The sequence below is a fragment of the Microbacterium plantarum genome (genome assembly GCF_035231185.1).
GTDB classification, from domain to species: domain Bacteria; phylum Actinomycetota; class Actinomycetes; order Actinomycetales; family Microbacteriaceae; genus Microbacterium; species Microbacterium plantarum.
On record NZ_CP141117.1, the window covers coordinates 1621821 to 1648574 of the forward strand.

Genomic DNA, 26754 nt, shown 5'->3' on the forward strand with positions numbered 1-26754 from the left:
CGCCCATGCAGCTCCTCGAGGCCATCATCCTGGGCATCGTCCAGGGTCTGACCGAGTTCCTGCCGATCTCCTCGAGCGCCCACCTGCGCATCGTGGGGGAGTTCCTGCCGTCCGCGCAGGACCCCGGCGCCACCTTCACCGCGATCACTCAGATCGGGACCGAACTGGCCGTGCTGGTGTACTTCTGGAAGAAGATCACCCGCATCATCGGTCGCTGGTTCCGCTCGTTCAACGGTTCGGTCCCGCGTGACGATGCCGACGTTCGTCTCGGCTGGATCGTCATCATCGGTACCCTGCCGATCGGCGTTCTCGGGTTCCTGTTCCAGGACGTCATCCGCGACACCTTCCGCAATCTCTGGCTCGTCGCGATCGTGCTCATCGTCTTCGGCCTCATCCTCGGGGCGGCCGACGCGCTCGGGCGACGCGTCCGGACCGAGAAGGACCTGACGTACGGTCACGGTCTGGCCCTCGGGTTCGCGCAGGCGCTCGCGCTCATCCCGGGCGTATCGCGCTCGGGCGCCACCACGACGATGGGGCTCGCGCTGGGGTACACCCGGCCCGCGGCCGCAGAGGTCGCGTTCCTCCTCGCCGTGCCGGCCGTGTTCGGCAGCGGTCTCTACGAGCTGCTGCAGGCGATCCGTGAGCCGGGAGCGTCGGTGTTCTCGCTCGTCGACACCGCCGTGGCCACCGTCGTCGCCTTCGGCGTGGGACTCGCCGTGATCGCCTTCCTGATGCAGTACCTCAAGCGCGGCAGCTTCCTGCCGTTCGTGCTCTATCGTGTCGGGCTCGGAGCGGTGCTGATCGTTCTGCTCTCGCTCGGAGTCCTGCAGGCGTACTGAGCCGGCCGGACGGTCGCGGCGCGCGTCTCAGCGATGCGGGCCGCGACCGAGGCCACGGCCGTCGCCGCCGTCGCCCCGGTGCCGGAGGTACCTCTCGAACTCCTGCGCGATGGCGTCCCCCGAAGCTTCGGGGGAGTCCCACGTGTCGCGGGTCTGCTCCAGCTGACGGATGTACTCCGTCATCTCCTCGTCGTCAGCCGCCGCGGCGTCGATGGTCGCCTCCCAGGCGAGCGCATCACCCGGCAGCGAGCCGCGGGCGACCTTGGCGCCCGTGATGCCCTCGAGCTTGTCGAGAAGCGCCAGGGTCGCTTTCGGCGACGGCGAGTGGCCCGCAACGTAGTGCGGCACGCTCGCCCACAGTGCCGCCGTAGGGATCCCGGCCTCCTCCGCCGCAGCGGCGATGACCGACAGGATGCCGACGGGGCCTTCGTAGGTCGAGCGCTCGAGACCGAGCGCCGTGCGCAGCTCTTCGTTGTCGCTTCCGCTGAAGACGGTGATGGGACGAGTGTGGGGAACGTCGCTCATCATCGAGCCGAGCGCGACCACACCGGTGATGTCCTCGCTCAGCGCCGCATCCACCAGCTCGGCCGCGAACGACTTCCAGGCACGCGCTGGTTCGGCGCCGCTGAGGACCCATAGACGCGTGCCGCGTGCCGTCGCGCGCGGTCGCCAGATCGTCGCATCCGGCCATTTCAGCGAGCGGCGGCCGTCAGCGTCGGCCTGGACGTGCGGCCGCGTGTACATGTAGTCGAAGTACAGTTCGGGATCGACCGAGTAGACGGCGTCATAGGGACGGGATTCGCGAAGCTGTGTCGCGGCGGCGGTCGCGGCTTCGCCGGCATCGTTCCACCCGTCGAACGCGACCACGAGGACGCGGCGTCCCAGACTGTTCAACCCGTCCTCCGTTCCGAGCCGGCTCGCTCTGCGCGAGCGGGTCTGCTCCACGATACGCCGAGGCCAGCGCATGCGGGTCGGGCCACGCGGCGTCTCACCCCTGCATCGGTAACATGGTGCGGATGACTTCTCGTTCCCCTGCCGCGGTCCTCTGGGACATGGACGGCACGCTCGTCGACACCGAACCGTACTGGATGGCGGCCGAGGGTCCGCTCGTCGAGAGCTTCGGGGGAGTGTGGACGCCCGAGCAGGCGCTCAGCCTCGTCGGACTCGGGCTCGAGGACTCCGCGCGCATCCTGCAGAATGCCGGTGTCCGGATGCAGACGCGCGAGATCATCGACCACCTCACCGAGACGGTCTCGGGTCAGTTGCGCCGCGGCGGCACTCCGTTCCGCCCGGGTGCGCGCGAGATGCTCTCCGGGCTCCGCGAAGCCGGGATCAAGACGGCGCTCGTGACCATGTCGATGCGCAGCATGGCCGACACCGTCGTGTCGTCTATCCCGTTCGAGGCGTTCGACGTCGTCATCGCCGGCGACGAGGCGGCACGCCCCAAGCCGTTCCCCGACCCCTACCTCCAGGCGTGCGCAGCGCTCGGGGTCGATGTCGCCGACACCGTCGCCATCGAGGACTCACCCAACGGCCTGCGTTCGGCGGTCGCCTCCGGCGCCGTCGCACTCGGAGTACCGCTGATGGTCCCACTGCACGGCCTCGGTGCTCACGCTCTCTGGGACTCCCTCGCGGGGCGCTCGGTGGCAGACCTGGCCGATCTCTTCACCCGCCACCGACTCGGAGCTTCCGCATGACCGACGACCTCCAGCCCCGCGGCCCCTTCCGTTACGGCGACCGCGTCCAGCTGACCGGCCCCAAGGGACGGATGCACACGATCACCCTCCGAGAGGGCGGCGAGTTGCACACCCACCACGGCGTGCTGCGCCACGAGGTCCTCGTCGGCCAGCCCGACGGGTCGGTGGCGACCAACAGCGGTGGGCACGAGTACCTGGCACTCCGCCCCCTGCTGCGCGACTTCGTGATGTCGATGCCCCGTGGTGCCGCGATCGTGTACCCGAAGGATGCGGCTCAGATTCTGGCCGCGGCCGACATCTTTCCCGGCGCCACCGTCGTCGAGGCCGGTGTCGGCTCGGGCGCGCTGTCGCTCTGGCTGCTTCGGGCGATCGGCGACCACGGACGGCTCGTGTCATTCGAGCGACGCGCCGAGTTCGCAGAGGTCGCCGAGGCGAACGTCGCCACGTTCACAGGCGGTACCCCCGCGAACTGGTCGGTCATCGTCGGCGATCTCGTCGAGAGCCTGCCCGACGCCGTCGAGCCGGGGACGGTCGACCGGGTGGTCCTCGACATGCTCGCGCCGTGGGAGTGCATCGACGCCGTCGCCGACGCGCTCGCCCCCGGGGGCGTCGTGCTCTGCTACGTCGCCACTGCTACCCAGCTCAGCCGTGTCGCCGAGTATCTCCGCGGCACGGGCCTGTTCACCGATCCCGACGCGTCCGAGACGATGATCCGCGGCTGGCACGTCGAGGGTCTGGCCGTGCGCCCGGACCACCGGATGGTGGCTCACACCGGATTCCTCATCACCGCCCGCCGCCTCGCTCCGGGGGCCATCCCGCCCGATGTCCGGAAGCGCGCGCTGAAGAAGCCGTCGTACGACGATGCGGACGTCGAGATCTGGACGCCGGGAGCCGTCGGCGACCGCGAGATCACGGACAAGAACCTCCGCAAGCGCGTCCGCGAAGCGCAGCGGGCCGCGCGGAGCTCGCTCTCCGTTCCGGACGGGCACGACGACGACTCCGCGTAGACTGCTGCGGTGCGTAGGATCATCGCCGCCGCCGGCGCTCTCTCTCTGACCGTGCTCGCCCTGACGGCCTGTGCCACGCCGTCCTCGGGCTCAGCGTCGTGCACGCGGGACGTGTCCGAGTCCTCGGCCCTCGATCTCGTCGACGTCAGCGACAGCCCCGTCGGCACGAAGCCCACCGTCGCCCTCTCGGCGCCGGTCCACGTCGACGGTCTCGCAGCACGCGACACCGTGACGGGAGACGGTCGTGCGGTGACGAGCGACGCACAAGACGTCGTCTTCGACCTCACGGTCCTCGACGGGTCATCGGGTGCGCCGATCGCGGCATCCGGATACACCGGCGAGCTGTCGGAGGTTTACCCGCTCGACAGCTGGGATGCCACATTCCCGGGCCTCGTCGACGCCCTGCACTGCGCGACCGAAGGCTCGCGCGTCGTGATGGCGCTCGGCCCGGACGAGGTGACGGCCGACACTCGTGCACGGTTCGGCATGGCGGAAGACGCCACGACGGTCGTCGTCCTCGATCTGCAGAAGGTGTATCTCGCCGCCGCTGACGGTGCCGAGCAGTTCAACGATCGGGCCGGCATGCCCTCGGTCGTGGTCGCTCCTGACGGACGCCCCGGCATCGTCATCCCCGACAACGACCCGCCCAGCGACCTCGCGATCGAGGTGCTGAAGAAGGGCGACGGTGAAGAGGTCACCGGCGATGTGCCGGTGCGCGTGCACTACACCGGCGTGACGTGGGCCGACAAGAAGGTCTTCGACAGCACGTGGGGTCAGGGCGCGCAGCCGATGGAGCTCGACAAGACGATCCCCGGGTTCGCCGAAGCGCTCCGAGGCCAGACCGTCGGCTCGCAGATCCTCGTGGTGATCCCGCCCGACCAGGGTTACGGCGACACGGCCCAGGGCGGCATCCCCGCCGATTCGACGCTCGTGTTCGTCGTCGACATCCTCGGCCTCGACGCCGCGTCCTGAGTCGGGGGACGACGGCCACGCCTAGAATCGAAGGCGTGTCCGTCTCGCCCACTCGCGTTCCGCCCGAGGAACGCCTGGTCAATCTCGTCGTCGCCCTCATGGCGACCGAGCAGGGCGTGACGAAAGACACCATCCTGGGTTCGGTCTCCGGTTATCGAGAGCAGGCAGAAGCGGGCGCCCGACGCGAAGCGCTCGAGAAGATGTTCGAACGCGACAAGGAGAACCTGCGCGGTTTGGGCGTCCCGATCGAGACGATCGGTGACTATGCCGACCCCGACGACCTACGCGAAGCGCGCTACCGGATCCCGCCGACGGAGTACGAGCTGCCCGCAGACATCAGCTTCACCCCAGCCGAGCTCGCTGTGCTGACGCTGGCCGGGGGAGTGTGGGGCGAGCAGACGCTCTCGGCGGGCGCTCGGTCGGGACTGCGGAAGATCCGCTCCCTCGGGATCGAGGTCGATGAGCCGATCATCGGCTTCGCCCCGCGACTCGATCTTCACGACTCGTCTTTCCTGCCGTTGCAGCGCGCCATCGAGCAGGCTCGCGAGGTGGAGTTCGACTATCTGCGCCCGGGGTCCGATCGGCCGCGACGACGACGTGTGCGGCCTCTCGCGCTCGTCGAGTTCGAGGCACGCTGGCACCTGTTCGGGTGGGATGCCGGTGTCGATGCCGAGCGGACGTTCCTGCTGTCGCGCATCGTCGCGGACGTCGTCGTGACTCGGCAGAATTTCGACGCCGCGCTTCGTGCCGGCGCCGGAGAACGCGCCTTGTCGGGACTGCGCGACGTCGCCCACCGTCAGAGCGCCGACGTCACCGTCGTCCCCGGCACGGAGGCTGAGCTGCGGCTGCGCCGACGCTCTCTCGCCGAGGCCTCGAGCGGACGACGGCTGCGCATCCCCTTTGTGGATCTCGAGGTGTTCGCCGACGAGCTCGCCTCCTACGGACCGGAGGCGATGGTGCACGCGCCGGCCGATCTGCGCGACGCGGTCGTGCAGCGCCTCCGCGGTGCCCTTGACCGATCGGCGGTGACGTCGTGAGTGCCCAGCCCATCGTCGCAACCGACCGCGCGGCCCTGATCATGCAGCTCGTTCCGTACCTCATCGCCCAAGGAGAGGTGACGGTGGCCGACGCAGCGCGCGATTTCGACGTCGAGCCGCAGCAGATGCGCTCGATGGTCGAGAAGCTCACCGTGATCGGGCTTCCCGGCGAGGGCGGCTTCTGGCAGATGGCCAACGACCTCTTCGACATCGACTGGGACCTCCTCGACCGCGAGGACCGCATCGTCATCACCAACACCGTGGGGTTGCAGCGATCGCCGCGGCTCACCGCGCGCGAGGCCGCAGCGCTGCTCGCCGGTCTGCAGCTGGCGGCATCCGTCCCGGGTGTCGGCGACAGCGGTATCGTCCAGGGGCTCCTCGCCAAGCTCGCGCGCGGGGCGGGCCAGACTCCCGCCGACGTCATCGTCGCCCCGGCGCCGGTCGATGACGTTCGCGAGACGGTGGCGCGAGCGCTGCGCGAGCGCGTCGCCCTGGCGTTCACCTACACAGCACCGGACGGCGCGCCGACGACGCGCACCGTCGACCCGGTGAAGGTGACGATCTCCGCCGGCCGCTGGTACCTGCAGGGATGGTGCCACACACGTCGCGCGATGCGCACTTTCCACCTCGATCGCGTGACCGACCCGGCGCTCACCGAGATCCCGGCCCTTCACTCGACGGAGCCGGTGCCCGAGCTGTTCGAGCCGGGCGACGACGAGATCCTCGCCGAGATCCGCTACCCGCATCATGCGGCGACGATCGTGGGCGAATTCCTGACGAACGCAGAGGTGCGCGACGAGGGCGGATCGCAGACGGCGATGATCCGCGTCGCCGACCCCCGTTCGCTCAAACGACTGGTCGCCCGCAGCGGGGGGAGCATCGAGGTCCTCGCACCGGCCGAGGCCCGGCGTGCCGCCCGCGATTGGGCCCGAGCCGGTCTCGATCAGTACGCCTGAGACGGGCTTCCCGCCGGGTGCGCGGGTTAGACTGTGCGAAACGATCGATGGGGAGACTCAATGAGCAATCTGTTCGCAGGCCCGCACCTGTGGATCCTACTCATCGTCATTCTGCTGCTTTTCGGCGCTGCGAAGCTGCCGGCGCTGGCGAAGAGCATGGGACAGTCCGCCCGCATCTTCAAGGGCGAGATGAAGGCCATGAAGGAAGACGATGCCACGGCCGGCACCGCCGCCTCGACGACCGCTGACGTCGCGCCCGTCGAGAAGCCTGCGGACCCGAAGAGCGGTCCCGCAGCTCCCACACCGTAGCGCCGCGTGGTGACGGCTGAGCGCACGCGCTCAGGGGCGGACGGTGCGCCCCGGCGCGACAAGCGCATGTCCCTCGGGCAGCACCTCATCGAGCTGCGGCGACGCCTCATCATCTCGGCGCTCGCCCTGGTGGTCTCGATGGTGGTGTCGTTCTTCCTCACCGACTGGATCATCTGGGCGATGACCGAGCCGATCCGCGTCGTCGCGGAGCAGCGAGGCGACACCGAAGCGGTGAAGCTCATGTACTCGACGATCACCGGACCGTTCGACATGCGCCTGCGCATCTCGTTCTCGGTCGGCATCATCCTCTCTGCTCCCATCTGGCTCTGGCAGATCTGGGCATTCCTCATGCCCGGACTGACCCGGAAAGAGATCCGGTACACGGTCGGATTCGTCTCGGCCGCGGTTCCCCTCTTCTTCGCCGGTGTCTACACCGGCTGGCTCGTCATGCCGCACATTGTCGAGATCATGGCGACGTTCTCGCCGGAGGCGTCGGCGAACTTCTACGAGGGCAAGTACTACTACGACTTCGTCTTCAAGCTCCTGCTCGTCGTCGGGGTCGCGTTCATCATTCCCGTGTTCCTTGTCGCGCTGAACTTCGCCGGCATCATGAGCGGGAAAGCGATCCTCAAGGGATGGCGCGTCGCCATCCTCATCGCCGTCGTCTTCTCGGGCCTGGCAACCCCCGCCGCCGACATCGTGAGCATGCTGATGCTGGCGGCGATCCTGACGGTGCTCTATTTCGCGGCCGCGGCGCTCTCACTCCTCCTCGACCTGCGCCGGTCGCGTCGCGCGCCCGAGCTCACTGTCCCCGGCCCGCCCCCAACGACTGATCCGCTCCCGTGAGCGCGTCCAGCCCCGCGGAGCGGTTCCTCGCCGCGCAGTCGGCCCGGGCCCACCCGCTGACCGCGGCGTTCGCCGACATGCAGCGATTCGATCTCGACTCGTTCCAGATCGCCGGATGTCACGCCCTCGAGGACGGGCGGAGCGTCCTCGTCGCCGCGCCCACGGGAGCCGGCAAGACGATCGTGGGCGAGTTCGCGATGCACCTGGCCATGCTCGAGCCCGACACGAAGGCGTTCTACACGACGCCCATGAAGGCCCTGTCGAACCAGAAGTTCCGCGAGCTGGTCGACGTGTACGGCGAGGATGAGGTCGGCCTGCTCACCGGCGACACGAACATCAACGGCAACGCACGCATCGTGGTCATGACCACCGAGGTGCTGCGGAACATGCTCTACGCCGACTCGCCGGCCTTGCGTGGCCTCCGCTACGTCGTGATGGACGAGGTCCACTACCTGGCCGATCGGTTCCGAGGCGCCGTGTGGGAGGAGGTCATCATCCATCTCCACCGCTCGGTGCGGATGGTGGCGCTCTCGGCGACGGTCTCGAACGCGGAGGAGTTCGGCGACTGGCTCGACACCGTGCGAGGCGATACCGCCGTCGTGGTCTCCGAGATCCGTCCCGTTCCTCTCGAACAGCACGTTCTGGTCCGCGGCGATCTGCTGCCGCTGTTCGACGACCGGGCGGGTGTGGCGACTGCGCAGGTCAACCAGGAGCTGACCCGCCTGCGCTCGCCGCAGGGCCAGCGATACGACAGCAACCGGCGCTCGCACGGTTACCGCGGTGCGGGGGGCCGCGAGGCTCATCGCAAGCACCGTGGCGGACAGGGGTCGGGACGCCCCGCGGCCGCGCAGCGCCTCGAACGCCTCGACCGACCGGCTGTCGTCGAACTCCTGGGCCGGGCCAATCTGCTGCCCGCGATCTTCTTCATCTTCAGCCGCGCAGGGTGCGACGGAGCGGTCCAACAGGTGCGCAGGTCGGGTATCCGGCTCACGACACCCGAGGAACGGGATGAGATCCGCGCCATCGTGGATCGCCGCACCCGCGCGCTCGCGCAGGAAGACCTGGCTGTGCTGGGGTTCTGGGAGTGGCGCGACAACCTCGAGCGCGGCGTCGCGGCCCACCACGCCGGACTGCTGCCAGCGTTCAAGGAGGTCGTCGAGGAGCTCTTCCAGCGCAAGCTCGTCAAGGCGGTCTTTGCGACGGAGACGCTGGCGCTGGGCATCAACATGCCCGCACGCACCGTCGTCCTCGAGAAGCTCGAGAAGTTCAACGGCGAAGCACGCGTGGCGATCACTTCGGGGGAGTACACCCAGCTGACTGGGCGCGCCGGTCGCCGGGGCATCGATGTCGAAGGGCACGCGGTCATCCAATGGAGCGACGGTCTCGACCCGCAGTCGGTCGCCGCGCTGGCGTCGCGGCGCACGTACCCGCTGAACTCCAGCTTCCGCCCCACGTACAACATGGCCGTGAACCTCATCGACCGCTTCGGTCGCGACCGCGCACGTGAGATCCTCGAGTCGTCGTTCGCCCAGTTCCAGGCCGACCGGTCCGTCGTCGGCCTCGCGCGCCAGGTCAAGGAGAAGGAGCAGACGCTCGACGGCTACGCCCGCTCCATGACGTGCGAGCGGGGGGATTTCGCGGAGTACTCCGGCATCCGTCGCGAGCTGAGCGACCTCGAGAAGCTCAATCGCAACGACCGCACCGCACCGGCACGCATCCGTCAGCGCCGTCAGGACGAGCTGGCCGGCCTTCGCAAGCGGATGCAGCGGCACCCCTGCCACGACTGCCCGGACCGGGAGCACCATGCCCGGTGGGCCGAGCGCTACTGGCGGCTGCGCCGCGACGTGCAGAAGCTGCGGCAGCAGATCGACACGCGCACCGGCACCGTGGCGCGGGTGTTCGATCGAGTTGTCGACGTCCTGGCCGCCCTCGACTACGTCTCGGTCGACAGCGACGGCACCACCGCGCTGACCGAGGCGGGCGCCACGATGCGTCGGATCTACGGTGAACGCGACCTCCTCGTGGCCGAGGCGCTTCGCCGGGGCCTGTGGCGCGAGCTCGATCCCGCCGGTCTGGCGGCCCTCGCGTGCAGTCTTGTCTACGAGCCGCGCCGCGAGAGCGACGGTCCGGGCGAGTACGGGCTTCCGCGAGGCGCCTTCCGAACGGCACTGGCCGAGACGCAAGAGCTGTGGGCGGTCCTCGACGACCTCGAACAGGACCACCGCCTGCCCGGCACCGAGCCGGTGGCCACGGGCCTCGCGAAGGCCATGCATTCGTGGGCACGCGGCATGATGCTCGATCGCGTCCTGCTCGAGGCCGACATGGCCGCCGGCGACTTCGTGCGCTGGGCGAAGCAGACGATCGATCTCCTCGATCAGCTCTCGCTCGTCGCCGACGCCGATCTGGCGCGGACAGCGCGTGCCGCGCTGGATGCCGTCCAGCGCGGCATCGTCGCATACTCCGGCGTCTAGGCTCGAACACGTGCCCGACTCGTCTCCGGCCGCGGTGCGGCCTCTGATACCGCTGTGGCTGGCACTGGTCGGCGCCGTCGTCGGCGGTGCGGTTCTGGACGCCGCATTCCCCGACATCGGGTGGTGGCCGCTGGCGTTCGCCGGTGTCGCGTTCGCTCTCGCCGGTCTGATCGGGCGCTCGGCGTGGGGTGCGCTCGCGGTCGGGGCCGTCTTCGGAGCGTCCTTCTACTTCATCCACATCTCGTGGATCACCCGTTATCTCGGGCCCATCCCGTGGTTCGGACTCGCCGGCATCGAGACGCTCTTCTTCGCGGTCGGCTCGATCCCCATCGCTCTTGCGTACCGCTGGGTCCCGCGTCTGCTGCCAAGCCAGGGAGCACGACTGATCGCCCTCCCCGCCCTGGTCGCGGGACTGTGGACTGCGCGCGAGCTCTTCATGGGGTCATGGCCCTACACCGGCTTCCCCTGGGGCCGCGTCGGCATGAGTCAGTCCGAGAGCCCGCTCGCGCACGTCGCGTCCTGGACCGGGGTGGCGGGCCTGACATTCCTCATGGTGTTCGTCACAGCGGCGGTCATCGAGTGGCTGCGCCTGGGCAGGCTGCGCGACCTCCGCACGGCGCTCCCGGCGGCCGTCGTCGCCGTCGCGCTCGTGGCGCTGCCCGCTTTCCCGACGACGGATGCCGGGACGTACCGCGTCGGTTCCGTCCAGGGCGACGGCCCCACGGGATACTTCGATTCTCGCGAGCCCTACGACGTCCTGCGCTCGCAGCTCGCGGCCACACAGCCGATCATCGACGAGCCCATGGACCTTCTCGTCTGGCCGGAGGGCGGCATCGATGCGGACCCGCTGTCGAATGCGTCCGTCGTCGACACGCTCGATCGGCTGTCGGCGCGCATCGAGGCGCCGTTGCTGGTCAACGCAGCCACGCAGCGCGGTGACGACATCTACAACACGTCGATGCTCTGGCGGGCTGGCGCCGATAATCCCGTCGCGATCCACGACAAGTCACGCCCGGTTCCCATGGGCGAGTACGTCCCCGACCGGTGGTTCTTCGAGCTGATCGTCCCAGACCTCATCGGTCTCATCCAGCGCGAGTACACACCGGGAACGAACCCGCCCTTCATGGACGTCTCCGGCATCGGCGTCGGGCTCGCGATCTGCTTCGACGTGCTCTACGACGACGTGATCTGGACGGGTGCACGTGACGGTGCGCAGCTCTATGTCTTCCAGACCAACAACGCCGATTTCCGCGACACGGACGAGAATCTCCAGCAGCTCGCGTTCGCGCGCATGCGCGCCATCGAGACCGGCCGAGCGGTCGTGAACATCTCGACGGTCGGCACGAGCCAGGTCATCGCGCCCGACGGCACGGAGATCGACGGCCTGCCGGCGGCGGAGGCCGGTGCGATGATCACCGAGGTGCCGCTGCGCACCGGACTCACGCCCGCCGTCATCGTCGGCGGCGCTGTGCAGGTCATCCTCGGCTGGGGAAGCCTCCTGGCTCTCCTCGCTTGCGGCGTCGCCGTCGCGGTCGCGCGACGACGCTCACGCAGCACGTCCGCGACATGAGAATGCCGTCGGTCCCGAAGGACCGACGGCATTCGCGCGGAGCTGGAGGCTCAGGCGCTCAAGCGGGAGCCGCGGCGCTCGCGGAGCATGGCCAGACGCTCCTCGAGCAGTTCCTCGAGCTCGGGGATCGTGCGGCGTTCGAGCAGCATGTCCCAGTGGGTTCGGGCGGCCTTGTCGCCCGAGTGATCGACCTCGACGACGCCCTCGCCTACGCGCAGGAGAGCCTCGGCGCCGCACGCGCGGCACTCCCAGGTCTCGGGCGCCTCCGCGTCGGCGGCGAACGTCATGACGGTCTCGTGCGCACAGCGCGAACACACGTACGTGTGGTTGACCCGGTCGTGGAAGACGACGCCCTCTTCGCTCTGTAGGCTCGAGGCGCCGAGTCGGATGCCGCGCAAGCTGCGGTCTGCCATTGTGTGGTCCTCTCGTCGGCTATCAGTTGTAACGTGCGCGGCTGTGTGCATCATCCGAAGAAGGGATGGTCTTCGGGGTTTCACAGCCGATGTTCAGCGTGTCGGGGTATTCAGCGCTCTTCCGCCACGATGGTCATCGCGCGGTCGGCTCGGTCCGTGACGATACCGTCGACGCCGGCCGCGAGCAGGCGTCTCATGCCGTCCGCGTCGTTGACCGTCCAGACGTGCATCTCGACACCCGCACGGTGGACCGCGCGGATCATTCGGGGGGAGACGATGCGGATGGGCCCCCGACGCTCGGGAACCTGCACCGCGTCGATGCCGCGCAACGCACGACCCATCAACCATGGCACACCTGACGCGACGGCTGCGACGAGAGCCGCGATTCGGATCGTGCCTGCCGACGTCGCGGGGCGTCCCCCGGCATCGTGGGCGGCGCGGAGTGCGCGTTCGCGTGTGCGGTCGGAGAAGCTGGTGAGCAGCACCCGATCCGCATGCGGCGCCACCAGGCGCCCGACCGTCTCTGCAGCCGATTCGGCTTTGACGTCGAGGTTGAAGAACAGCGTGGGAAACGCGTCGAGGGCTTGTGCGAGCGTCACCAGCCCGCCGCGGTCGGCCATGAGATTCTCGAGCTCGCGGTCTCCGACATCCGCGATCGGGCGCGGATCTCCGGCGACCCGCGAGAGGTCGGAGTCGTGGAACAGGATCACCGTCCCGTCCGCGCTCAGATGGCAGTCCGACTCGACGTACCGCACGCCGAGCGCGTGTGCCGCAGCGAAGGCCGCGAAGGTGTTCTCGACGATGCCCTCAGAATCCGCCGGCACGAAACCGCGGTGCGCGAGAACCCGCGGACGCTCCGAGCCGAAGTACGGGTGCGTCACGGCGCGGGAGGCGCAGGACGGTCCGCCGATGCCGCCGGGCGGTCGTCCCGACGACCCGCGAATCCGGCGCTCATGCTCTTGAGAGCCTCCGTGAACTCGCTCGGGATGATCCAGAGCTTGCTCGACGCGCTGTCGCTGATCTTCGGAAGGGTCTGCAGGTACTGATAGGCCAGCAGCTTGTCGTCGGGGTTCCCGTCGTGGATGGCCTGGAACACCGACTGGATCGCAGCCGACTCGCCCTCGGCCCGCAGAATCTGTGCCTGCTTGTCGCCCTCGGCCTTCAGGATCTCCGCTTGACGGCGGCCCTCCGCCTCCAGGATCTGCGATTGCTTCGACCCCTCGGCGGTGAGGATGGCGGCACGACGATCGCGCTCGGCGCGCATCTGCTTCTCCATCGAGTCCTGGATCGAGGTGGGCGGGTCGATCGCCTTGAGCTCGACGCGCGAGACGCGGATGCCCCACTTGCCGGTCGCCTCGTCGAGCACGATGCGCAGCTGACCGTTGATGTTGTCGCGGCTCGTCAGCGCTTCTTCCAGATTGAGGCCGCCGACGACGTTTCGAAGCGTCGTGGTCGTGAGCTGCTCCACGGCACCCAGATAGTTGTTGATCTCGTAGGTGGCGGCCCGCGCGTCGGTCACCTGGAAGTAGACCACGGTGTCGATCGAGACGACGAGGTTGTCTTCGGTGATCACGGGTTGCGGCGGAAACGACACCACCTGCTCGCGCATGTCGACGAGCGGCAGCACCCGGTCGATGAACGGCACGAGCAGGTTGAGCCCGGGGGAGAGGGTGCGCTGGTATCGGCCCAGCCGTTCCACGACTCCCGCATAGGCCTGCGGGATGATGCGGATGGCTCGGAAGAGCACGACGATCACGAAGATCGCCAGAACCACGAGAAGCACGATCACGAAGATCTGACCGACGAAAGCGCCGACATCAACCATGGGTGTTCTCCTTCGGGTCGGGGGATTGGGAGGGGGAACCGACCTCCACGGTGGCGCCCCGCACGGCGCGGACGACGAGACGGGAACCGACGGGGGCCTCGCCCGGCTCGCCCACGAGACGAGCGGTCCACGTCTCACCGTTGTCGAGCTTGACCGAACCGGCGCCGTCGACGAACGGGACGAGGACGCGCGCGCCGAGGCCTGCGAGAGCGTCGACATTGGTCGGGATGTGCTGACTGCTGCGGTGGAGAGCGCGCAGGAGGAGCGGTCGGATCGTGAAAAGGAGCAGGGCCGAGACGGCAGCGGCCGCCGCGACCTGCAGCCACCACGGGGCGCCGAGAAGATTCGTTCCCAGTCCGCCGACGAGCGTGCCGCCCGCGAGCATGAGGAAGGTGAACTCGAGGGTGAGCAGTTCGACGATCACGAAGATCAGGGCCAGCACGAGCCACGCTATCCACAGGTATTGCGTGAGATCGGGCAACATCGGCGCTCCTTCGTCCCTCATCCGAACCTATCAGTCGGGGGTTCGATCCGGGCCGGTTGATAGGCTCGTGCGGTGCCGGCGGTCCGCCGTGCCGAGAGCCTTTCTTCCCCGCAGGAGCGCCACATGACTCAGCCCCTTCCCGCCGGAACCCTCACGGGTCGCACGGCACTGGTGACCGGATCGTCGCGCGGAATCGGCGCGGACACCGCGCGCTACCTGGCACAGGCGGGCGCGAACGTCGTCATCAACTTCCGCAACAAGGCTCCCCGCGCCGAGAAGCTGGCCGCGGAGCTGCGAGAGCTCGGCGTCGAGGTCCTCGTGGTCGGCGCTGATCTGACCGACCGCGCCTCCGTCGACGAGATGTTCGCCGCCGTCCGCGAGACCTTCGGCCGCCTCGACATCCTCGTGCTCAATGCATCAGGCGGCATGGAGGGCGGCATGGCCGAGGACTACGCCCTCACCTTGAACCGTGACGCGCAGCTCGGCACCCTCGATGCGGCGCTGCCGCTGCTCGAAGACGGGTCGCGTGTCGTGTTCGTGACGAGCCACCAGGCGCACTTCATCCGCACGACGCCGACGATGCCCGAGTACGAGGCGGTCGCCCTGTCGAAGCGGGCGGGCGAGGACGCTCTCCGCGAGCGCGTGGGCGAGCTGACCGAACGGGGCATCGGATTCGTCGTCGTGTCGGGAGACATGATCGAGGGCACCATCACCGCGACGCTGCTGGAGCGGGCGAACCCGGGCGCCATCGAGACGCGCCGCGAGTCGGCCGGAAAGCTCTACAACGTCTCGGAGTTCGCCGCCGAGATCGCCCTCGCCGCCGTCGAACCGATTCCCGCTGACAACACGCGCCTCGTCGGAGACATCTCGTCCTTCGGCGGCGAGTGACCATGCGCCCCACCGACATCGAGGCGCTGATCGCTGTCGGGCGTCCGACGGTCGCTGCCGACGGTTCCTTCGCCGTGTTCGCGACATCTCGCCCCGACATCGCCGCCGATCGGAACGTGGGGCAGCTCTGGCGCGTCGACCTGCCGTCGGGCCAGCCGCACCGACTCACGCGCGGTGTCGCGGACGCCTCTCCGAGGCTCTCGCCCGACAGCCGACACGTCGCCTTCCTCCGCGGAGACGCTGACGGCAAGCCGCAGATCCACGTGATCGCGGCATCCGGCTCGGAAGCGATTCAGGTGACGGACGCACCCCTCGGTGTCGGGTCCTTCGCCTGGTCGCCCACGGGCGAGCTCCTCGCCTTCACCGCACGCATACCTGAACGCGGGCGTTACGGCACCGTCGACGGGCTGTCTCCCGACGCGGAATCCGCTCGGCGGATCACCGGCATCCGCTGGCATGCGAACGGTCTCGGGTATATCGCGGACCGCCCCGCTCAGGTCTTCGTCGTCGCCGCACCAGACCTCCATTCCGAGCCGACGTACACTCCCGCCCCGGCACCGGATTCCGGCTCCTCGGACGCCCCGCGGAAGGTTCCGGAGCACGCACGTCAGCTCACCTCCGGTGCGCTCTCGCACGACGGGGTCGTGTTCACCGCCGACGGCTCGGAGATCCTTACGACGACGGACGGGATCGAGCACGAGCGTCGGGACCTTCGCTCGCCGCTGATCGCGATCGATATCGACGGAACGGGGGAGCGGGTCGTCGTTCCCGCGACCCTGTCGATCGTCGACGTCACCGTCGCCTCCGACGGCACCATCGCGTTCCTGGCCTCCGACCCGGGCCCGGACGGCACCGACTTCGTCGCGCCCGGCGTCGCGCTCTGGGTGCTCGAGGGTGACGAGCCCCGTCGGCTCACCGACCCCGAGACGATCGACCTCGGCGAAGTGGGCTCGCACATCACGCCGATCGGCGATGACTTCCTGGTGCAGAACCGTACGCGCGGCGAAGTGCACCTGCTGCGGGTCTCGCGCGACGGCGCGGCCACGCGCCTCCGTCGCGGCATGGAGGTCGTCGGCCACGCCGCCGATGCCGCAGGCGAGCGCATCGTCTGCGCCGTAGCCACCAATCGGTCGGCCGGCGAGCTTCTCCTCCTCGACGGCGAAGGCATCGAGGCGCGGTTGCTGACGTCATTCGGAGATGCCGCCAGCCGCGCCGGATTCGTCCTCCCGCGCGAGCTCGAGGTGAACGCACCCGACGGCTACCCCGTACACGGTTGGGTCACGACGCCCCAGGGCGAGGGCCCCTTCCCCGTCCTGCTGCAGATTCATGGCGGTCCGTACGCGTCCTATGGCGTGCACCTCTTCGACGAGACGCAGGTCCTGGTCGGGGCGGGCTACGCCGTCGTCTATTGCAATCCCCGGGGCAGCGCTGGATACGGGCGCGCCCACGGCCGCAGCATCCGGGGCCGTATGGGAACCGACGATCTGAGTGACGTCCTCGCCTTCCTCGACGGAGCCGTGGCGTCGGATGCGCGACTCGACGGCGGCCGCGTCGGCATCCTGGGCGGGTCGTACGGCGGCTACCTGACGGCGTGGACGATCGCGCACGACCACCGGTTCGCGGCCGCTGTCGTCGAGCGCGGCTTCCTCGATCCCGAGACGTTCCAGGGAACGAGTGACATCGGCTCGTTCTTCGGTGACGAGTACGTCGGCACCGAGGCGGCCGCGATCCGAGCGCAGAGCCCGATGGCCGTCGTGAAGGACGTCACCACGCCGACCCTGGTGATCCATTCGGAGCTCGATTTCCGGTGCCCCCTGGAACAGGCCACCCGCTACTACACGGCATTGCGCCGCCAGGGCACGGAGGCGGAGCTCCTCGTGTTCCCCGGCGAGGACCACGAGCTCACCCGTTCGGGGCGGCCCCGTCACCGCGTGGAACGGTTCGAGGCCCTCCTCGAGTGGTGGGGACGCCACCTCCCGGCGTGACGACCGTCCCGGTCAGGGCCGGAACGAGAGCCCCCGGATGATGTTGACGATGCCGAGGGCCACGGCCGAGATGCCGAGCAGCCACCAGAGCACCAACACGCCCCACAGCGGTGTGAACAGCAGCATGACGCCGGCGATGATCGAGAGGATCGCGAACGCGATCGTCCACCCTCGCGACGACGACTCGCTCACGACCGACAGCGAGACGGCGCCCTCGACGATCCACATGATGCCCACCAGCACGCCGAGGAACACGGCGAACGACGCGGTGAAGGCTGCGAGGTTGGCGAATGCCACGATGCCGACGATCACGAAGAAGAGGCCGAGCGCGACGTGCCCGACGCGCGCCCAGCCGCGCTTCGTCCGCGAGAGGATCCCGAGGGCGGCGTAGACGATACCCGCGATGATCGCGTAGGCGGCGATGATGCCGGTGAGGACCTGCGCCGTGCGACCGGGCCAGATGAGAATGAGCAGGCCGAGGATCAGCGTCAGGATGCCGCCGACGATGAACGACGTCCGCAGCGATCTGACGAATCTTCCGGCGATGTTCTCTGCAGTTGCCATGACGGAACCTCCTTCGCGGGAGCGGAGCACCCCCGACACGCCACACGCTAGTGCACCGGGAGGGCGGGCGTCAGAGCCCCGGATGCGGCCCCGCGCGGTGCCGGGCTGATCAGCCGAGGATGAGAGTGGCACCCAGCAGGACGGGGACGCACCCGAGGGTCGTCAAGAAGACCGTGTCGCGCGAGATGGTCTCGCCGATGTCGTAGCGCTGCGCGAAATTGAAGACGTTCTGCGCGGTCGGAAGTGCTGCGAGCACGGTGACCGCCAGGATGTCGGCGGGGGAGAGGTCGAAGACGAGAGCGGCCACGGCCCACGCCACGAGCGGCATGGCGATCAGCTTCAGACCTGCCGCCAGCAGGATGTCTCGCCGACGGCCGGAAGCGGACAGCACGCGCTGTCCGTGCAGCGACATCCCATAGGCGATGAGGAGAACCGGCACGCATGCGTCGGCGATGAGCTGCAGCGGGTCGAGCACGAGAGGGGGCAGTTCCAGCCCCGAGACCGACACGATGACGCCCGCGACCGAGGCGATGACGATCGGGTTGCCGACGGTCCGTTTGAGGATCGGGAGCGGCCGCCGCTGTCCCGTCGTGACGGCCTCGAGGATCGCCATCGTGATCGGGGTGAACACGATGAGCTGCATCAGGATGACCGGCGCCGGCAGCGCGGCTGAGCCCAGGAGGTAGAGCGAGAGCGGGATCCCGATGTTGTTGGAGTTCACCTGCCCGGCCGACAGCATTCCGATGAGCGTCTCACCGACCGAACGACGCCACGCGAGTCGAGCGATCAGCGCGTAGACGACGAACATCGACGCCGCAGCGATGGCGGAGACGGGCAGCAGTGCCGAGAACAGCGTCGAGACGTCGGCCTGCGAGAGCACGACGAACATGAGGAAGGGCGACAGGACGAAGAAGATCAGTCGCGCGAGCACCGGGCGGCCGTGCGGCCCGAGCAGATCGATGCGGCCGATGACGTATCCGACGATGATCGCGACCCCGACGACGACGAATCCGGTCACGACCTGCACCCTCCGAGCCTAGGGGAGTGGGCGCGTTGACCCGGCTCACAGCCGCCACTTCGTACGGTGGAACGACGGCGAGAGCGAGGTGATCGGATGAGGCGCAACGTGCGTTACCTGCAGCTGGCGGGCGTTCAGCTGGCGGCGATAGCGGTGACGATCCTGGTGTGCGTGTTCACGGAGTCCGGCCAGTACGCGGATCAGGCCGCCATGGTCGCCACGACAGCGTCCGGAAATCCCGTCCTTCGCGCGGCTCAGCACGTCAGCGCGAACTACATCATCGTGGTCGCCGCCGTGACGATGCTCGTCGGCATCACCGCCGCCCTCGTGCGGCGGCGCTTCGCCGAGGCTGCGGCGGCATCCGTGATCTTCGTCGGGTCGAGTGTCGTGACACAGGTGCTGAAGCACGAGGTCATCGCACGCCCGGATCTGGCGAGCGGCTGGGGCGCATATGGCAACTCACTGCCGTCCGGCCATGCCACCATCGCGATCGCCGCGGCGTGCGCCGCATTGTTCGCGGCACCGAACCGGATCAAGTTCGTCCTCGCACCGGTTCTGGTCACCTGGGCCGCCGTCGCCGGCATGGGTGTGATCGCCGCCGGATGGCATCGACCGAGCGATGTCGTCACGGCGAGCCTCGTCGTGGGGTTCTGGTACACGATTGCCGCGCTGATCGTCACGGCGGCGCGTCACCGTCATGGGCAGGCCGCGGCCGTCCTGACCCGTCCGCAGCGCCGGCTGCGCGGTCTCGCACCCGTCCTGGTCATGGGCGGCGCGATCACGGCCGTCGCGCTGAGTGCGTTCTACGCGTCTGGTTCCGGGCGCACGCTCGTCACGGCTGTCTTGACGGTGGTCACGATCATTGCGACGGTTCTCGGTGCACTTGCCGTCAGTGGCGGGATGCCGTCGGCCCGTTCCCGCAGGGCCTCAGTGGCTTCTGCCGTTTGATCCGATAATGCACATTATGTCAGTTCAGGTGTGAGCTCGTCGGTGCGCATCTTCCCCATCGGCTCGAGATCGAGCACCCGCGAACCGCCGCTTCCATCTCGAGTGCCGCACCATCGTCCCGATACGGTTGTGAAATGAAGACACCGACGCGTCTCGACGAAGCGATGCAGGCATGACCCACGATGCCGCGATACCGGGACGACGCGTCACGCTGGATCTCCGCCGACCCGTGCTCCACCTGATTCCCGGCGTGCGCCCGACCATCGTGATCGACGGCCGCGGACAGCCCGCGCAATGGGGCGTCGGCACCTGGCTCGTGCCCGCCGACGAGGCCGTGGAGATCACCGTCTTCCTCTTCAATCGCTTGTGGCGGTTCGGCGAGGCTCGAGTGGTGCTGCATCCCGCGGACACCGGCCTCGCCTACCGCGCTCCCCTGGTTCCCATCGGCCCAGGTCGCATCCTGGTCACCTCCGGATGAACCTCGTCGCGCCGACCTGCATTTGTACCGTCCAGCTGGTACAGTAATCGGTCATCCTCGCTCGAATGGAGCGCGACGAAGGGAGACGGCCATGCACATCGCTGGCTTGGATGCCGACATCATCGACGCACTGACGCAGGTCGCGACGCCCGATCACCGGCCCGATGCACTCACGATCGGCGTGTCACTCCCCGCGTCGTCCGACGCGCTCCCCGCGTGCATCGCAGAGGTCGACGCGCTGCTCGAGCACGAGTTGAGCCGCGTGTCGCCCCGCGTCCTCGTCGCGGTGGTGCACGCGGCCGGGCGGTTGAGCGAGGGCCGCGTCTTCGCGAGCGAGCTCATCGATCGTGCGAGCGTCCACTCGAGCAACTCATTGGGCCGTGATCTCACAGCCATCGGCGTCGTGCTCGATGACGAGCAGGACCGCCGCATCGCGGCGCGCCGTGTCGCGGAGCACCTCAGCGGCCGCAGCAACCTCGGTGACGGCACCGTCGTGACCGCGCACGATCTGCGCCGCAGCACGCTGCGCGACCTCATCCTCGAGGACGTCCTGTGATGGTTTGACCCGTCAGCGTCGGCGCACGCGCAACCAGACGAATCCATGCGCGGGCAGCACGACGCCACGCCCGAGCTCGACCGGCACCCCCCTCACGAGATCCATCGCAGAATCCTCGAGCCCGCTCGTGGTCTCAGGGCGGATGGCCGCCGACGCATCGCCGACATTGGCGAGGACGAGGACCGCTCCCCCGCCGCCATCCGCCGCCGGACGCATGAACCCCACGACCGCGTCGTGAGGCGTGTGGAACGGGACGAGCTCGTTGCCGGCGAACTCCGGCGTCGCTGCGCGCACCTCGATCAGACCCCGGAGCCTCGTGAACACCCGACCGGCGACGGTCGACTCGTCGAGGCGCTGCGCGTATCGCGCGGTCGATCGCAGGGGCCGGTGCGCCCACCGGCTGTCTCCCCGACGTTCGGGGTCGTCCTGGAACGTGTCGTCGTTGAGCTGGGCGACCTCGTCACCGAGATAGAGCAGCGGGATGCCGCCCGTCGACATCGCCAGCGCATGCGCGAGCACGACCCGGTCTTCGCCCCCGGCATCGCCCGCGGCGATCCCGGCCAGCGACGCCGTGGTGCCCGCGATCCGGGCGTCACCGGTGCGTGGATTCTCCTGGAACGGGTAGCCGCGCGAGAACGAACCGTCGAAGCGACCGATGTAGAAGTCGTTGAGGAACCGGCGGTGCGGACCGCCGTCGATGCCGAAGCGCGCGGCGTCCTCGTCGGCGAACGTCCAGCCGATGTCGTCGTGACTGCGGACGTAGTTGACCCACGCCGTCCCGGGCGGCAACGCGTGACGCTCGTCCAGCGCGAGCTGAAGCATGCGCGCGTCACGGGTCGCCAGCGCCTCCCACGTCAGAGCCATCTGCAGCGGGTTGTAGGAGAGCTGGCACTCATCGGGCGAGATGTAGTCCTGCACTTCGTCGGGATGCACGATCGCCTCGGACTTGAACAGCACCGCCGGCGCCGCGATGCGCAGCACGGCGTTGAACGCCTGGAGCAGCAGGTGCGCCTCGGGCAGCGACTCGCAGGCCGTTCCGAGGCGTTTCCAGATGAAGGCGACGGCATCCATCCGCAGGATCTCGACACCCTGGTTCGCGAGGAACAGCATCTCCCCCGCCATGGCTGTGAACACGTCGGGGTTGGCGTAGTTGAGATCCCACTGGAACCGGTAGAAGGTGGCCCAGATCCACCGGCCATCGGGAAGCGGCACGAACGAGCCCGGGTGGTCGTCCGGGAAGATCTCGCGCGTCGTCCGCTCGTACGCATCCGGGAGCTCGCGGTCGGGGAAGATCAGGTAGAAGTCCTCGTACACCGGGTCGCCGGCGAGGGCGCGCTTCGCCCACTCATGCTCGTTCGAGGTGTGGTTGAAGATGAAGTCGAGGACCAGCGAGATGCCCGCCTCACGCAACTCGCTCGCGAGCGCACGCAGATCGGCCATCGTCCCGAGGGCCGGATCGACCGTGCGGTAGTCCGACACCGCGTAGCCACCGTCGTTGTCGCCGTCGGGCCTGTCGAAGAGGGGCATCAGGTGCAGGTAGGTCAGTCCGAGCTCGCGGAAGTACGGAATCATCCGGCGGACGCCGTCGAGGTCACCCGCGAAGCGATCGACGTAGCAGACGCCGCCCAGCATCCTCTCGGACTCGAACCACGCGGGGTCCGCGGCGCGCACGCGGTCGAGCTGCTTGAGCTCGGCGGTGCGCTCTCCCCGGGCATCCAGCGCCACGTCGACGAGGTGCAGGAGCGACTCGAGCCCGTCGGGACGCTCGCCGTAGAGAGCTCGGAACAGACGGTGCAACCGCGGGAACTCGCCGCGAAGGCGCGCGATCGTCTCGCCGTCGACCGGCCGTTCGCGACGCGCGACGTGCTCGACAACGATCGTCGCATCGGTCTCGAGCGCGGTCAGCGCGGTCATCGCGGGGCCACCGGAGCACTCATGCTCCGCATCATCTCAGAGGACGGAGACGGCGGACACCAAGGCGCGCGCAGCTGGCGTCCGACAGCGGAGTAGCGTAGAGGGGTGACCTCTCCGACGCTCTGCCCGCTCGGACGGGTCACCCGATGAGCGTCGCGGCTCGGACGAGCGGCCCGGGGCTCCGGGCATGGCTCGTCTGGGGAACCGGCGTCGCCGCGTACGTCCTGTCCATCACGAATCGGACGTCGCTCGCGGCCGTGGGCGTGGACGCAGCCGAACGCTTCCAGGCGGACGCCGCGACGCTGTCGATGTTCGCTGTCGTCCAGCTCGCGGTGTACGGCGGGATGCAGATACCCATCGGCGTCCTGCTCGACCGTTACGGCTCCCGGCCCATCATGACGATCGGCATGATCCTCATGGCGGTGGGCCAGCTGACGATGGCCCTCTCCCCCAGCGTCGGCGTCGCCATCGTCGCGCGCATGCTCCTCGGAGCCGGCGACGCCGCCATCTTCCCGGCGGTCCTCCGACTCGTCGCGACCTGGTTCCCGGCGCAGCGCGGGCCGCTCATGGTTCAGATGACCGGCATACTCGGTCAGGCCGGCCAGCTCGTCGCCGTCATCCCCCTCTCAGCACTCCTGCACGCCACCAGCTGGTCGGTCGCCTTCGGCAGCGTGGCCGGCCTCGGCGTCCTCTTCGCGGTCCTCGTCTTCCTGCTGGTGCGCAACCACCCGCCGGAGGTCGATCGTGACGTCAGCGTCAACACCGACACGGGCGCCATCCGGGTGGTCACCTCGAGCGTCGACACCGGCGTCGGCATCCGTGCCGCGTGGGCGCACCCCGGCACCCGGCTGGCGTTCTGGTCTCACTTCACGACGCCGTTCGCCGGCACGGCGTTCATCCTGCTGTGGGGCATCCCGTTCCTCACGGCAGGAGAGGGCCGGACTCAGGCCGAAGCGACCCTCATCACGACGCTCTACGTCTTCGCGGGGATGGCGCTCGGACCCATCATGGGTGAGCTCTCCCGCCGCATCCCCAACCTCCGCTCACGCGCCCTCGTCCTGCCGGCGGTCGCCGTGCAGCTCATCGCATGGACAGCGGTGATCCTCTGGCCGGGCACCGCGCCGGGATGGCTCCTCGTGGCTCTCGCCGTCGCCCTCGCGACCGGGGGTCCTGCGTCGATGATCGCGTTCGATCACGCCCGGACGCACAACCCCTCGCATCGCCTCAGCACGGCGACGGGACTGACGAACGCCGGCGGCTTCCTCGCCGCCCTGATCGCCGTGTTCAGCATCGGCTTGGCGCTCGACCTGCAGGGTGCGGGAACGCCGGCGACGTACTCGCTCGAAGCCTTCCGCATCGCCTTCCTCACCCAGGTGCCGCTATGGCTCATCGGCGGTGCGTTCATCGCGATCGAACGCAAGCGCACCCGCATCCACATCGGGATGGACATGCCGAAACGGCCGCGACGGGCGTGAGCCCGCCGCGGCCGTTCACAGCAGCTGCGTCAGAGGATGGGGTCGCCCGAGGTGCTCGTGCTGTTGCGGGTGACTCGCTGGCCGCTGGCGGGGTCGACGGCGGTACGGCTGACCGTCTCGGTCTGACGGCGGCGCACCATCAGGACCAGGCCGATGAGGAAGATGAGGGCTCCCGCACCCATCAGGATGTAGCCGATGAGGTCGAGGTTCACCCACTCGACCTCGACGTTCACGGCGAACGCGAGGATCGCGCCGATGACGAACAATGCGATTCCGGCACCAATGCTCATGTCAGTTCCCTTCGGGTGTGCGGACCCGCTGATACTGACGCGCGCGCGTGGTTCCACGCACCGGCTTGACACGCGTTCTCGCGGCGTGTCAGGCGCGCGGCGCGACCTCGATCCACGAGCCGAACTTGGGCTGCCGGTTATCACCCGATGAACGCCCCATGAGTCGGCGACGCACCCAGGGAGCGAGGTGCTCTCGGAAGTACTCGCCTCGGGCGAGCACCGGCGGCTGGTCGTCGACGGGAAGCGACCACCACTCCCCCGGCGCCTCGAGGCCGAGGGAACCGAGCACCCGAGCGGCGACCCGATGGTGACCGCGGGCGTTCATGTGGAGTCGGTCGGCCGACCAGTAGGACGGATGGGTCAATGCGCGGTCGTACCAGTTCAAGGCGCGGACGACGTCGTCGCGACCTGAGATGCGCTCGACGACGGCGTCCGAGAGCGCGTCGCCCCGCCGGTTGATCAGGCCGCCCAGCGGCAGCTGCGCGGACGGGTTCGCACCCGACAGCAGGATGAGGCGGACGCCTTCCTCATCGCACCGCCGCAGCACCTGCACGAAAGCGTCGACGATGTGCGCGATCGACGTGCGCGGGCGCAGCATGTCGTTGCCACCGCCATTGAACGACAGGTGGGTCGGGCGCAGGGCGAGGGCGGCTTCGAGCTGTTCGTCGACGATCGGGCGGACGAGTTTGCCGCGGATTGCGAGGTTGGCGTACTGCACGGGTCGTCCCGTCGCATCGGCCCAGCCGGCGGCGACGAGGTCGGCCCAGCCGCGCACGGCGCCGTCGGGCAGCTCGTCCCCCACGCCCTCGGTGAACGAATCGCCGATCGCGACGTAACGAACCTCTGTCTCAGCGGTCATCGAGCGACTCTCCTCTGCGGTCGACGAGTCCCCACGCACCGGCGGCGGCGAGGACGAAGAACACGGCGAACACGACGAACAGCACCGGAGCGCCGCCCCACAACAGGAGCGGCGGCACCGACAGGGGCGCGAGGATCGATGCGATGCGGCCGACACCGGCCGCCCAGCCGGCCCCGGTGCCGCGCAGCGACGTCGGGTACATCTCCGGCGTCACCGCGTACAACGCACCCCAGGCGCCCAGGTTGAAGAACGACAGCGCCATGCCCGCGGCGATGATGACCGTCTCGGTACCGGCCGTCCCGAACACCACGGCGGATGCCGCCGAGCCGATGAGGAAGACCGACAGGGTCAGGCGTCTGCCCCAGACCTCGATCAGCCAGGCCGACACGGCATAGCCCGGCAGCTGAGCGAGAGTGATGATCAGGGTGAACCCGAACGATCGGACGAGGTCGTAGCCCTGCGTGTACAGGATCGTCGGGATCCAGATGAAGGCGCCGTAGTACGAGAAGTTGACGCAGAACCAGACCAGCCACAGGCTCGCGGTGCGGCCGCGGAACTCGGGCGACCAGAGCGCGCGGAGCCGGCCGGTCGACGACACGGCGGCCGGCGCCGCGATCGCTTCCGCTCCGACGGCAGCGCCGACGTCGCGCGACGTGGTCGCACTGTTCGTCTCGAAGCTCCGGACGACCGCCTCGGCCTCGGCGTGCCGGCCGCGGCGTTCGAGCCATCGGGCCGACTCGGGCAGCCCCCAGCGCACGATCAGCGCGTACACCGCGGGGATCGCGCCGACGACGAATGCCCAGCGCCAGCCCTCGTCGACCTGTGGGATCACGAAGTAGCCGATCAGAGCGGCTGCGGTCCACCCGACGGCCCAGAAGGCCTCGAGGATGACGATGACCCTGCCGCGAATGCGGGCGGGCGCGAACTCGCTCACATACGTGCTCGCGACCGGCAGCTCGGCGCCGAGGCCGAGTCCCACGACGAAGCGCAGGACGAGCAGCATCGCGAGTCCGCCGACCAGAGCGCTCGCGCCGGTTGCGACTCCGTAGACGAGGAGTGTGACCGCGAACACCGAGCGACGTCCGAACCGGTCTGCCAGCAGCCCGCCGAGGCTCGCACCGATCGCCATGCCGGCGAAGCCGGCCGACGCGATCCACGACGCCTGCGAGGTGTCGAGCGACCACTGCGCGATGAGCGCCGTGATGATGAAAGAGATCAGCCCGACATCCATCGCGTCGAGGGCCCATCCCAGCCCGGACCCGGTGAGGATTCTCAGGTGCCGACGCCCGAAGGGCAGATCGTCGAGGCGGCGCGCCACCGAGGGCGTCGCGGTATCGGTCATTCGACCATGCT

General features: G+C 68.9%; 27 protein-coding genes. 16 read left to right on the top strand and 11 right to left on the bottom strand.

The features are described 5' to 3' along the window. Positions 1-5: 5 nt before the first annotated feature. Positions 6-839: an undecaprenyl-diphosphate phosphatase gene (locus VC184_RS07835; protein WP_112614784.1), complete on the top strand. Its 834-nt coding sequence runs from the start codon at positions 6-8 to the stop codon at positions 837-839. Between the two features lie 27 nt (positions 840-866). Here VC184_RS07835 and VC184_RS07840 read toward each other — a convergent pair whose 3' ends face one another. After that, complete coding sequence (locus VC184_RS07840) at positions 867-1733, bottom strand: PAC2 family protein (protein WP_274177893.1); 867 nt, start codon at positions 1731-1733, stop codon at positions 867-869. A 122-nt stretch (positions 1734-1855) separates the two neighbouring features. On the opposite strand from VC184_RS07840, the gene VC184_RS07845 reads away from it, so the two are divergent. The 9 genes from VC184_RS07845 to lnt all read left to right on the top strand — a co-directional run bounded on the left by VC184_RS07845 (position 1856) and on the right by lnt (position 11704). Continuing rightward, positions 1856-2536 carry an HAD family hydrolase gene (locus tag VC184_RS07845; protein WP_274177894.1) on the top strand — a complete coding sequence of 227 codons (681 nt, stop codon included), beginning with the start codon at positions 1856-1858 and terminating at the stop codon, positions 2534-2536. Further along, on the top strand, positions 2533-3543 hold the full coding sequence (locus tag VC184_RS07850) for a tRNA (adenine-N1)-methyltransferase (protein ID WP_112614788.1): 1011 nt from the start codon (positions 2533-2535) through the stop codon (positions 3541-3543). Before VC184_RS07845 ends, VC184_RS07850 begins: the two co-directional genes overlap by 4 nt. A 9-nt stretch (positions 3544-3552) precedes the next feature. Beyond that, positions 3553-4515 (top strand): FKBP-type peptidyl-prolyl cis-trans isomerase, encoded by a 963-nt coding sequence (locus tag VC184_RS07855; protein WP_112614790.1) that lies wholly within the window; start codon positions 3553-3555, stop codon positions 4513-4515. 98 nt (positions 4516-4613) lie between these two features. Next, positions 4614-5552: a helix-turn-helix transcriptional regulator gene (locus tag VC184_RS07860; RefSeq protein WP_282502575.1), complete on the top strand. Its 939-nt coding sequence runs from the start codon at positions 4614-4616 to the stop codon at positions 5550-5552. After that, positions 5549-6508 (top strand): helix-turn-helix transcriptional regulator, encoded by a 960-nt coding sequence (locus tag VC184_RS07865; RefSeq protein WP_112614792.1) that lies wholly within the window; start codon positions 5549-5551, stop codon positions 6506-6508. The genes VC184_RS07860 and VC184_RS07865 overlap by 4 nt, the downstream gene beginning before the upstream one ends. 60 nt (positions 6509-6568) lie before the next feature. Continuing rightward, positions 6569-6817 carry a twin-arginine translocase TatA/TatE family subunit gene (locus VC184_RS07870; protein ID WP_181574133.1) on the top strand — a complete coding sequence of 83 codons (249 nt, stop codon included), beginning with the start codon at positions 6569-6571 and terminating at the stop codon, positions 6815-6817. A 66-nt stretch (positions 6818-6883) separates the two neighbouring features. Beyond that, positions 6884-7663, top strand: a complete 780-nt coding sequence (tatC, locus tag VC184_RS07875) for a twin-arginine translocase subunit TatC (RefSeq protein ID WP_323987740.1) — start codon at positions 6884-6886, stop codon at positions 7661-7663. Next, positions 7660-10134, top strand: coding sequence for a DEAD/DEAH box helicase (locus VC184_RS07880; protein WP_407667136.1), 2475 nt, complete (start codon positions 7660-7662; stop codon positions 10132-10134). The genes tatC and VC184_RS07880 overlap by 4 nt, the downstream gene beginning before the upstream one ends. Then, positions 10094-11704, top strand: a complete 1611-nt coding sequence (lnt, locus tag VC184_RS07885; protein ID WP_407667139.1) for an apolipoprotein N-acyltransferase — start codon at positions 10094-10096, stop codon at positions 11702-11704. Before VC184_RS07880 ends, lnt begins: the two co-directional genes overlap by 41 nt. A 50-nt stretch (positions 11705-11754) precedes the next feature. Here the strand turns inward: lnt and VC184_RS07890 are convergent, their stop codons facing one another. The 4 genes from VC184_RS07890 to VC184_RS07905 all read right to left on the bottom strand — a co-directional run bounded on the left by VC184_RS07890 (position 11755) and on the right by VC184_RS07905 (position 14426). Further along, entirely contained in the window at positions 11755-12117 is a 363-nt protein-coding gene (locus VC184_RS07890) for an RNA polymerase-binding protein RbpA (protein ID WP_112614794.1), read from the bottom strand. Between the two features lie 110 nt (positions 12118-12227). Continuing rightward, the gene (locus VC184_RS07895; RefSeq protein WP_323987690.1) at positions 12228-12998 is read right to left on the bottom strand and encodes a glycerophosphodiester phosphodiesterase family protein; all 771 of its coding nucleotides are present in this window, start codon (positions 12996-12998) and stop codon (positions 12228-12230) included. Further along, positions 12995-13942 carry an SPFH domain-containing protein gene (locus VC184_RS07900; protein ID WP_323987691.1) on the bottom strand — a complete coding sequence of 316 codons (948 nt, stop codon included), beginning with the start codon at positions 13940-13942 and terminating at the stop codon, positions 12995-12997. Before VC184_RS07900 ends, VC184_RS07895 begins: the two co-directional genes overlap by 4 nt. Continuing rightward, entirely contained in the window at positions 13935-14426 is a 492-nt protein-coding gene (locus tag VC184_RS07905; RefSeq protein ID WP_269266204.1) for an NfeD family protein, read from the bottom strand. The genes VC184_RS07900 and VC184_RS07905 overlap by 8 nt, the downstream gene beginning before the upstream one ends. A gap of 123 nt (positions 14427-14549) precedes the next feature. Here VC184_RS07905 and VC184_RS07910 point away from each other — a divergent pair, with 123 nt between their 5' ends. Both VC184_RS07910 and VC184_RS07915 read left to right on the top strand, forming a co-directional pair. Then, positions 14550-15314 carry an SDR family oxidoreductase gene (locus VC184_RS07910; protein WP_112614802.1) on the top strand — a complete coding sequence of 255 codons (765 nt, stop codon included), beginning with the start codon at positions 14550-14552 and terminating at the stop codon, positions 15312-15314. Between the two features lie 2 nt (positions 15315-15316). Then, on the top strand, positions 15317-17299 hold the full coding sequence (locus VC184_RS07915) for a S9 family peptidase (protein WP_323987744.1): 1983 nt from the start codon (positions 15317-15319) through the stop codon (positions 17297-17299). A gap of 12 nt (positions 17300-17311) precedes the next feature. Here VC184_RS07915 and VC184_RS07920 read toward each other — a convergent pair whose 3' ends face one another. Further along, positions 17312-17863, bottom strand: a complete 552-nt coding sequence (locus tag VC184_RS07920; RefSeq protein WP_323987692.1) for an HdeD family acid-resistance protein — start codon at positions 17861-17863, stop codon at positions 17312-17314. Positions 17864-17972: 109 nt separating this feature from the next. Beyond that, complete coding sequence (locus VC184_RS07925; protein ID WP_282500981.1) at positions 17973-18890, bottom strand: AEC family transporter; 918 nt, start codon at positions 18888-18890, stop codon at positions 17973-17975. 87 nt (positions 18891-18977) lie between these two features. Between VC184_RS07925 and VC184_RS07930 the strand changes: the two genes are divergently transcribed. The 3 genes from VC184_RS07930 (at position 18978) to VC184_RS07940 (ending at position 20863) form a co-directional block, all read left to right on the top strand. Next, entirely contained in the window at positions 18978-19829 is an 852-nt protein-coding gene (locus VC184_RS07930) for a phosphatase PAP2 family protein (protein ID WP_323987693.1), read from the top strand. A gap of 172 nt (positions 19830-20001) precedes the next feature. After that, a complete protein-coding gene (locus VC184_RS07935) occupies positions 20002-20307 on the top strand; it encodes a hypothetical protein (RefSeq protein ID WP_323987694.1) in 306 nt (101 codons plus the stop codon). A 91-nt stretch (positions 20308-20398) separates the two neighbouring features. Next, on the top strand, positions 20399-20863 hold the full coding sequence (locus VC184_RS07940; protein WP_282500984.1) for a hypothetical protein: 465 nt from the start codon (positions 20399-20401) through the stop codon (positions 20861-20863). Between the two features lie 12 nt (positions 20864-20875). Here the strand turns inward: VC184_RS07940 and VC184_RS07945 are convergent, their stop codons facing one another. Beyond that, positions 20876-22777 (bottom strand): alpha-amylase family protein, encoded by a 1902-nt coding sequence (locus VC184_RS07945; protein ID WP_323987696.1) that lies wholly within the window; start codon positions 22775-22777, stop codon positions 20876-20878. Positions 22778-22923: 146 nt separating this feature from the next. On the opposite strand from VC184_RS07945, the gene VC184_RS07950 reads away from it, so the two are divergent. Then, positions 22924-24252: an MFS transporter gene (locus tag VC184_RS07950; RefSeq protein ID WP_274177905.1), complete on the top strand. Its 1329-nt coding sequence runs from the start codon at positions 22924-22926 to the stop codon at positions 24250-24252. 29 nt (positions 24253-24281) lie between these two features. Here VC184_RS07950 and VC184_RS07955 read toward each other — a convergent pair whose 3' ends face one another. The 3 genes from VC184_RS07955 to VC184_RS07965 form a co-directional block, all read right to left on the bottom strand. Beyond that, entirely contained in the window at positions 24282-24542 is a 261-nt protein-coding gene (locus VC184_RS07955; protein WP_112614822.1) for a DUF6458 family protein, read from the bottom strand. An 88-nt stretch (positions 24543-24630) separates the two neighbouring features. Further along, on the bottom strand, positions 24631-25401 hold the full coding sequence (locus VC184_RS07960; protein WP_323987698.1) for an SGNH/GDSL hydrolase family protein: 771 nt from the start codon (positions 25399-25401) through the stop codon (positions 24631-24633). Further along, positions 25391-26743, bottom strand: a complete 1353-nt coding sequence (locus VC184_RS07965; protein WP_274177908.1) for an MFS transporter — start codon at positions 26741-26743, stop codon at positions 25391-25393. The genes VC184_RS07960 and VC184_RS07965 overlap by 11 nt, the downstream gene beginning before the upstream one ends. Positions 26744-26754: the final 11 nt, after the last annotated feature.

Bases quoted from the DNA above. Each gene is read 5' to 3' on its own strand.
- VC184_RS07835 (WP_112614784.1), top strand. From the start codon at position 6: ATGCAGCTCCTCGAGGCCATCATCCTGGGCATCGTCCAGGGTCTGACC.
- VC184_RS07845 (WP_274177894.1), top strand. From the start codon at position 1,856: ATGACTTCTCGTTCCCCTGCCGCGGTCCTCTGGGACATGGACGGCACG.
- VC184_RS07850 (WP_112614788.1), top strand. From the start codon at position 2,533: ATGACCGACGACCTCCAGCCCCGCGGCCCCTTCCGTTACGGCGACCGC.
- VC184_RS07860 (WP_282502575.1), top strand. From the start codon at position 4,614: ATGGCGACCGAGCAGGGCGTGACGAAAGACACCATCCTGGGTTCGGTC.
- VC184_RS07870 (WP_181574133.1), top strand. From the start codon at position 6,569: ATGAGCAATCTGTTCGCAGGCCCGCACCTGTGGATCCTACTCATCGTC.
- tatC (WP_323987740.1), top strand. From the start codon at position 6,884: ATGTCCCTCGGGCAGCACCTCATCGAGCTGCGGCGACGCCTCATCATC.
- lnt (WP_407667139.1), top strand. From the start codon at position 10,094: ATGCCGTCCAGCGCGGCATCGTCGCATACTCCGGCGTCTAGGCTCGAA.
- VC184_RS07890 (WP_112614794.1), bottom strand. From the start codon at position 12,117: ATGGCAGACCGCAGCTTGCGCGGCATCCGACTCGGCGCCTCGAGCCTA.
- VC184_RS07900 (WP_323987691.1), bottom strand. From the start codon at position 13,942: ATGGTTGATGTCGGCGCTTTCGTCGGTCAGATCTTCGTGATCGTGCTT.
- VC184_RS07905 (WP_269266204.1), bottom strand. From the start codon at position 14,426: ATGTTGCCCGATCTCACGCAATACCTGTGGATAGCGTGGCTCGTGCTG.
- VC184_RS07910 (WP_112614802.1), top strand. From the start codon at position 14,550: ATGACTCAGCCCCTTCCCGCCGGAACCCTCACGGGTCGCACGGCACTG.
- VC184_RS07915 (WP_323987744.1), top strand. From the start codon at position 15,317: ATGCGCCCCACCGACATCGAGGCGCTGATCGCTGTCGGGCGTCCGACG.
- VC184_RS07920 (WP_323987692.1), bottom strand. From the start codon at position 17,863: ATGGCAACTGCAGAGAACATCGCCGGAAGATTCGTCAGATCGCTGCGG.
- VC184_RS07930 (WP_323987693.1), top strand. From the start codon at position 18,978: ATGAGGCGCAACGTGCGTTACCTGCAGCTGGCGGGCGTTCAGCTGGCG.
- VC184_RS07935 (WP_323987694.1), top strand. From the start codon at position 20,002: ATGACCCACGATGCCGCGATACCGGGACGACGCGTCACGCTGGATCTC.
- VC184_RS07940 (WP_282500984.1), top strand. From the start codon at position 20,399: ATGCACATCGCTGGCTTGGATGCCGACATCATCGACGCACTGACGCAG.
- VC184_RS07945 (WP_323987696.1), bottom strand. From the start codon at position 22,777: ATGACCGCGCTGACCGCGCTCGAGACCGATGCGACGATCGTTGTCGAG.
- VC184_RS07950 (WP_274177905.1), top strand. From the start codon at position 22,924: ATGAGCGTCGCGGCTCGGACGAGCGGCCCGGGGCTCCGGGCATGGCTC.
- VC184_RS07955 (WP_112614822.1), bottom strand. From the start codon at position 24,542: ATGAGCATTGGTGCCGGAATCGCATTGTTCGTCATCGGCGCGATCCTC.
- VC184_RS07960 (WP_323987698.1), bottom strand. From the start codon at position 25,401: ATGACCGCTGAGACAGAGGTTCGTTACGTCGCGATCGGCGATTCGTTC.
- VC184_RS07965 (WP_274177908.1), bottom strand. From the start codon at position 26,743: ATGACCGATACCGCGACGCCCTCGGTGGCGCGCCGCCTCGACGATCTG.